The organism is Tissierellales bacterium (assembly GCA_025210965.1).
Classification (GTDB): domain Bacteria; phylum Bacillota; class Clostridia; order Tissierellales; family JAOAQY01; genus JAOAQY01.
Genome location: JAOAQY010000191.1, coordinates 1 through 6,611, shown reverse-complemented (window position 1 = coordinate 6,611; position 6,611 = coordinate 1). Strand labels below are relative to the sequence as shown.

The 6,611-nt window shown below is 33.5% G+C and carries 6 protein-coding genes; all 6 read right to left on the bottom strand.

Annotated elements, in window-relative coordinates:
- Positions 1–639 (bottom strand): HD domain-containing protein (locus tag N4A40_13910; protein MCT4662947.1); only part of this gene is annotated, 639 nt, incomplete at its 3' end.
- A gap of 134 nt (positions 640–773) precedes the next feature.
- Entirely contained in the window at positions 774–2,843 is a 2,070-nt protein-coding gene (locus N4A40_13905; GenBank protein MCT4662946.1) for a diguanylate cyclase, read from the bottom strand.
- Between the two features lie 82 nt (positions 2,844–2,925).
- Entirely contained in the window at positions 2,926–3,717 is a 792-nt protein-coding gene (locus N4A40_13900) for a hypothetical protein (GenBank protein MCT4662945.1), read from the bottom strand.
- 2 nt (positions 3,718–3,719) lie between these two features.
- The gene (locus N4A40_13895; protein MCT4662944.1) at positions 3,720–4,775 is read right to left on the bottom strand and encodes a uroporphyrinogen decarboxylase family protein; all 1,056 of its coding nucleotides are present in this window, start codon (positions 4,773–4,775) and stop codon (positions 3,720–3,722) included.
- A gap of 16 nt (positions 4,776–4,791) precedes the next feature.
- Positions 4,792–6,414: an ASKHA domain-containing protein gene (locus N4A40_13890; protein ID MCT4662943.1), complete on the bottom strand. Its 1,623-nt coding sequence runs from the start codon at positions 6,412–6,414 to the stop codon at positions 4,792–4,794.
- The coding region (locus N4A40_13885) for a hypothetical protein (GenBank protein MCT4662942.1) at positions 6,407–6,611 on the bottom strand (205 nt) is incomplete at its 5' end. The genes N4A40_13890 and N4A40_13885, both read right to left, overlap by 8 nt.

Genomic DNA, 6,611 nt, shown 5'->3' with positions numbered 1-6,611 from the left:
ATCAAATTCCAACAAATTAGATAACTCAAGCTCCCTTAGATATCTTTTGTAAAATTGAACTTGGAAATTAACTCTTTTCTCTAGCATAGTTTTTCCAAGCTCAGTACTCATTCTGTCTTCTGAAATTAAACTTTCTAATATATGTATTCTCCTTCGAGTTAGTTCCATTTGGTTATTCGCATCTGTAAGCGCTTTTTGATGATCTAGAAAACGTCTCAAAAATACTTTATTAAATCCAAACCTATCAATTCTATCTGCATCTCTTAGTATTTTTGCCTCTAGAGTGTCAATTGCCTCCAAGTTTTCCCCATTCCCATCGCAATGAGAAGCTATCGCTTGACAAATCAATTCTACTTGAGTATCTTCAATATTCAAAGTTTCTAAAAAAGGTCTAACTAGTTTAGCAGAAACTCTACCATGCTCTACATTCTTTTCAGTGTCAAACTTTCCATAGTCATGCAATAATCCACTAAGCGCTACTACCATTATATCTGCATTCTCTTCTTTTGCTATTTCAATCCCTATGTTTGCAACTCTAATACTGTGTTCATACCTATATCTCACCTCAAAATCAAATCGTCTAGATTCCTTCAAATGTCGTTCTAAATATTCCGCTACTTGTTTTAGTATACCATTCATAAGAGACCTCCATATTCACAAAACTATATCTAAAAAGAATAAAGGACTATGTATAATCACCTAGTCCTTTTTATTAATACATTATATCATTCTACAAACAATATCAAAACTCTTTTATCTAATAAATCTCAAAATTAAGAATTCGATAATTTTTCAAGTTCAAACATCTCTACAAATTGATTAACTAAGTTAGGATCAAACTGACTGCCTGCCTTCTTCAAAAGCTCGTCGATTGCCTCGCTACTTGTTAGTGTTCTCCTATATCTTTTAGGATTTAGCATAAAATCGTAGGAATCTATTATCATAATAACTCTAGATAAATATGGAATTTCTTCCCCCTTTAGTTTTCTAGGATATCCTTCTCCATCCCATCTTTCATGGTGTGATCCAACATAGTGAGCTATGTCATTTAGTGATGTACTTTTCTTAAGTAGCTCTTCTCCTAACTTGCAATGGGTTCTCATTATAGCGCGTTCCTCCTCAGTGTATACGTGTTGGCTTATCAATACCTTTTCTGGCAAAAGTATCATACCAACATCGTGTACCTGTGCTAGCACTATAAGTTTTTTGATATCCTTTGAGTTCATACCCAAATAGTATCCAAACTTTCTCGCTAGCTCTCCCGTTCTCTCTAAATGTTCAACCGTCTCAAATGTTCTACTTGCTAGTATGTATTTAAACAATTCTATATTATTGTCCCTCGAGCCTTTTCCACTCATAATCTTGTTCAAATACATATCTTCATCCGCTCGCCTCATAGCTTCATGTGTCGTTTCATCTTTTTTCTGTATAGAATAACCTATGGATACACTCAATGCATTTCCAAAACTAGTATTCCCCATTATCGCCTCTACTAGATTTATATACTCTTTTATCTCCTTATGAGTAGCATTAGGCCATGTTACTAAAAATTCATCGCCGCCCATTCTAAATACACTTGATTTCGAAGGAGCTACTCTTTTTAATATTTGAGCTGCCGCTATAATAAGTTCATCTCCTCTATGATGTCCTTCTGTATCATTTATCATTTTTAGATTATTTAAGTCGCCTTCTATGAAACCCATAGGCACGTTTTCTATATTATCAAAATGCTCAACTTCTGATTCAAAATAAGATCTATTGTAAAGATCCGTCAGTCCATCTAAATAATGTGCCCTCTCAAGCCTAGCTATCATTTCTTGGTACAATGTCACGTTCTCAAAGCCTATTATATAACCTACATATTGACCACAATAGTCTTCTACCATTTGATAATTCAATTTATAATGTTTCTCTCCGTCCATGTCCATAGAATTGTATATAACCTGTCTATTTGAATCTGTCTTTAGTTCAAATATCTTATCTAATAATTTTTTATCTAAACTTTCAATAGGCCATTTCACAATATCTTTGCGCTTTTTACCCACTAATTTTAAAAAGCTATCATTTGCATCAAATATTCTATTTTCAACATCTACAAACAACAACCCATGATCTATTTTTGCCAAAATTAAATCTCGCGCCAAATGCTTTATCTTGTCTGGATTATATAAAAATACCGCATAGTAAACCATCACTAGAGTAAAGAAAAATGTAATAGGCGTAAAATCAAATTGAAAATTTAATATTTTATGCACTATCAAAAATGTAATGTTCACTATAAATGTTATAAGTATAGCCAGAATCATCAAATATTCCCTATTTCTATACAATGCAGATTTATTTTTATATGCTCTAATAAAATACAAAACACTCATTGTAAGAAGTATATACTGATATATTGCATGAAGCCAAAAAAATATGCTGTTCTTGGTAATAACATTAACTATCATGCCTTTTTCTATATATCTTGTACTCCAAAATAAATTGTGAATATCATTTGTAAATATTATCAAAAGCCAAACAATAGCAATGCCAATCAATAAATTAAAATTAAATTTTGATAATTTTTGATTTTTAAATCTAATATAGCTTATCTTGAAAAGCAACATCGGCAATAAAACCACAGCTAAAAATTTTGCACTGTGAAACACCAATATAAGTTGTTCATTGTCAATAATTTGTACAAGTAACTCACATCCCACCCAAAACATTATCCAAAAACTAAGTGGAATTAAAAAAGAAGACAACAAATCTCCATGATATTTCTTTCTCTTTATCACAGCATGAGTTAAAATCAATGCACTTAATATACACAATAAACCCCAAATTATAGCTAGACTCATATAAGCACCTACTTTCCCCTACACTTCCCCTAGTTCTTATATGCCCGTCTCGTTGTAATTTAAACACCATATATTTATGCTTTTACCAGTGTTGAATACAGCTCTTTCCATACACTTTAAATTTTTTTGGCAATTCGTTTACAAGCTTGCCACTCCCCTGTAAAAAATTAAACTCATTCGAATCTTCAAGCTCACATGATAGCATGCCACATACATGAACAGGTACTTTCGCCTCTTCAAAAATTTCAATCATTTTATGAGAAAGTGGTTTCGTCCATTTTTCGAAATACCTTTTTCCAAGTATATCTATATTTCCAACAGGATCAGCATACGAAAACAAATCCACCCCAGATGACTTGAAATAGCTTATATACTCCTTCAAATGTGAAAGTACAAAATTTTCAAGTTTTTCTACAAACTCAGGCTCTTTTCGTTTTAATTTTATGAGTACATTCATATCTACTATGTAAGACAAAATAGTGATAGGACCTGTTATATTAAATATTATTGGTCGACCTTCTTTTTTTAACTCAGCTATTCCAAGATATAATGCCTTAGCTCTTTCACCCATATCTGGTTTTTCAGTTAGTGTTTTTTCAAGTAACTCTCTCGCTTCATCTGCACTCTTACAAATTGCTTCACTCACTCTATTTGTAGATTCTTCGTTAGCATATTTGACCACTGCACCTAAATCCTCTGCTTCTATCGTATTGCAAAATGGCAATTGGTAAAAATTCTTCCCTATTTTGTCTGAAATCATGCGCGCTAACATGGCTATATCCTTAGGATTTTTTTGCCAATCACGCTCTATCATATCTCCAACATCCAAGCTTTTTATAGACCATTGTTCTCTTAGCTTACACTCAAATTTCATAGCTATAAATTCCTTCCATGTATTCTAGCTGCATTTATAAAATCATGTACTTTTTGAGGATCTGTACCTATTGGTATATCACAACCCGATGCTAGTATAAATCCATTTGGACTGTCTTTTGCTTTATCTATACACGATTTTACTTCTTGTTCTATGAGTTCTCTTGAACCCTTCATTATGACTCCAACTGGATCTACATTTCCAATAAGCGTCACTCTATGACCTTCTTCCACTTTTAGCTCCTCTATATCGTCACAATTATCAAGACTTAATCCTGTTATGCCCGTATCAACCATATCTTTCCATATGCCTTTTGTCTTGCCACAAATATGCATTACACTTCCGCTACCCATTCTCTTTGCAACGTGTTCTTGGCATCTAGTAGTATACGGTTTTACAAATTCTCTATAAATTTTAGGACTAATCATAGTACAAGATGCTATGGGATCTGCTATCCCTGGAGAAATCCCAATATCCATAACAGCATCCATCATTGCTAGAGTACTTTCAGTAGCTATCTCAATTACCTTTCTTACCTCGTCTGGATGCTTTCTGATATCTTTTAAAAATTTAGCTGTACCAACCAAAAATGCTGCTGCTGTAAATGGGCCTCCTACAGTATTTCCAACACACACCTCATCTCCAACCTCATCTTGAATTCGCTTTAGCGCCTCTATATAATACCTCAATCTACCATCTTTTAACGGATCTACAACTTTTAGTTTAGATATTTCACTATAATCGTTTATAGCTGGTCTCAAAATCCTTGGTATATCATATTTGGGAAATTCTAGCTCAGCTCCCATAGCTTCTGGCAGTCCATGAAGCCCAGGGCCAATACTACAATTATCTGGTCTAAACATTTTAAATGTCTTTATGACAGTATCAACAATTACATCTGGCTTGTGATTAAATTCATCTAGAGTATATCCAAAATACGGTGCAAAACTTTCTCCACAAAAAGGACAGCACGGTATTCTATCAACTTCTTTTCCACTACAATAAGCTTCCATTCTTTCCCTCGGTGTCATTTCATCTTTGATAATTTTCGTTTTCATAAAAACCCTTCTCCCATCAAAATTTCAAGCATTCTGCAAATAATCTATCATATCCTTCTAGCTTTGACAGTTCAATATATTCTATTCCTCGAACTATGTCTTCAACATCTTCTCTCCACTTTTCATGTGCTAAACAAGCTATAGCACCAGCTTTAGAACTATTTCCTATATAAGTAACTTTATCTTCGAATTCTTTTGGCAATAATCCCGAAGCTACTAAGCTATCTGCTCTTAAATGTTTTCCAAATTGTCCTGCTATTATCACTTCGCCAACATCCATAGCTTCAATGTTCAAATACAATAGCATAGCTTCTATACCTGATCTAATCGCTCCTTTAGCAAGCTGTATTTGCCTCAAATCACTCTGATATAATCTAAAATTTCTATCATCTCGTTTTATTTCAAAATATCTTTTGCTATCATGCTCTCCAACTAAATCTTTCATATCTTCGCTTAACAAATCTGGCTTTTTTAGCCTTCCCGTTTTTCCAATAAGCTTAGACTTAGATAGCTCTCCCAAAACATCTAATATAGCACTTCCACAAATTCCTACAGCTACTTTGTCTCCTATGGTTTTAGATTCTATTGTTCCATCGTTATTTATTTCCAAAAATTCTATAGCTCCATCTTCAGCCCTCATACCGCATGAGATATTTGCCCCCTCAAAAGCAGGTCCTGCTGCACATGAACAGCAAACCATCTTCTCATTGGTCTTTAGAACCATTTCTCCATTGGTTCCTATATCTATAAATAAGGTAGTATGCTCTTTCTGATTCAAATTTGAAATTAATATACCTGCACTTATATCTGAACCAATGAAGCCCCTTATAGGTGGCAATATATATACTTTCCCACTAACCAAATTTTTAAATCCAATGTTTTCAAAAGTTTCTATAACAGAATTTTCGACTAATGATTTATATGGATATTTACCAAGTGATATGGCATTTAGTCCTAATAAAAAATGAAGCATAGACGTATTTCCTGCTATAGTCATAGCTCCTATGTTTTCAATATTTATATCAGCTTTTTTTGCAAGTTTATAGCCCAATCCATCTATACACTCAACTATTTTTCTTTGAATTTCTCTTAATTCTCTCTCTCCTCTATTTTGATACTCTATCCTTGAAAGAACATCTAAACCATATGTCTTTTGGGGATTTATGGCATATTCTTCTTCCACTATAGTCCCAAGTTCATAAGAAAATAGGCTAGCTATTACCGTTGTAGTCCCTATATCAACTGCTATTCCAAACGGTTGACCACTTATCAAATGCTTGTTTGAAAGAAGCGATGGTGATACCTCTTCATAGACATCAATATCTTCTTTCAAAAATGAAAATTCACTTTTAGAATCTTCTTTTAGATTAACTACTATATTTTTTTCGGGTCTGTATATACAAGCCAATCTCCAACCATATTCGAGTTCATCTTTTGAAAAGAATTTAATTTCTTCTTCCGACCACTTATTATCATTTCCAGATTCTATAATCACTCTGCATTTACCACAAACACCTTTGCCTCCACATGGAGCCTCTAAATCTACTCCATTTAGCCTCATAATATCTAATATGCTAGCTCCAGTACTACCATCTACTTCTATATCACCCTCATTAGTTCTAAATACTATTTTAATCACAAAAAACACCTCTTTTCATCGCTCTAATATTTTTAAGAGGTGTTCCCATGCCAAGCCCACAAGCTGGCGACAATATATTAACGCCTTGCTCGACACACTTTTTCGATATTTGTTCTATCTTATCTTCTTCACCATATTCAAGCGTATAGGTACTTACATTCCCCATTATAGCTTTATCTTTAACAAATTCTTTAACT

Excerpts from the sequence above, each read along its gene's own strand:
- N4A40_13905 (MCT4662946.1), bottom strand. The coding sequence starts at position 2,843 with ATGAGTCTAGCTATAATTTGGGGTTTATTGTGTATATTAAGTGCATTG.
- N4A40_13900 (MCT4662945.1), bottom strand. The coding sequence starts at position 3,717 with ATGAAATTTGAGTGTAAGCTAAGAGAACAATGGTCTATAAAAAGCTTG.
- N4A40_13895 (MCT4662944.1), bottom strand. The coding sequence starts at position 4,775 with ATGAAAACGAAAATTATCAAAGATGAAATGACACCGAGGGAAAGAATG.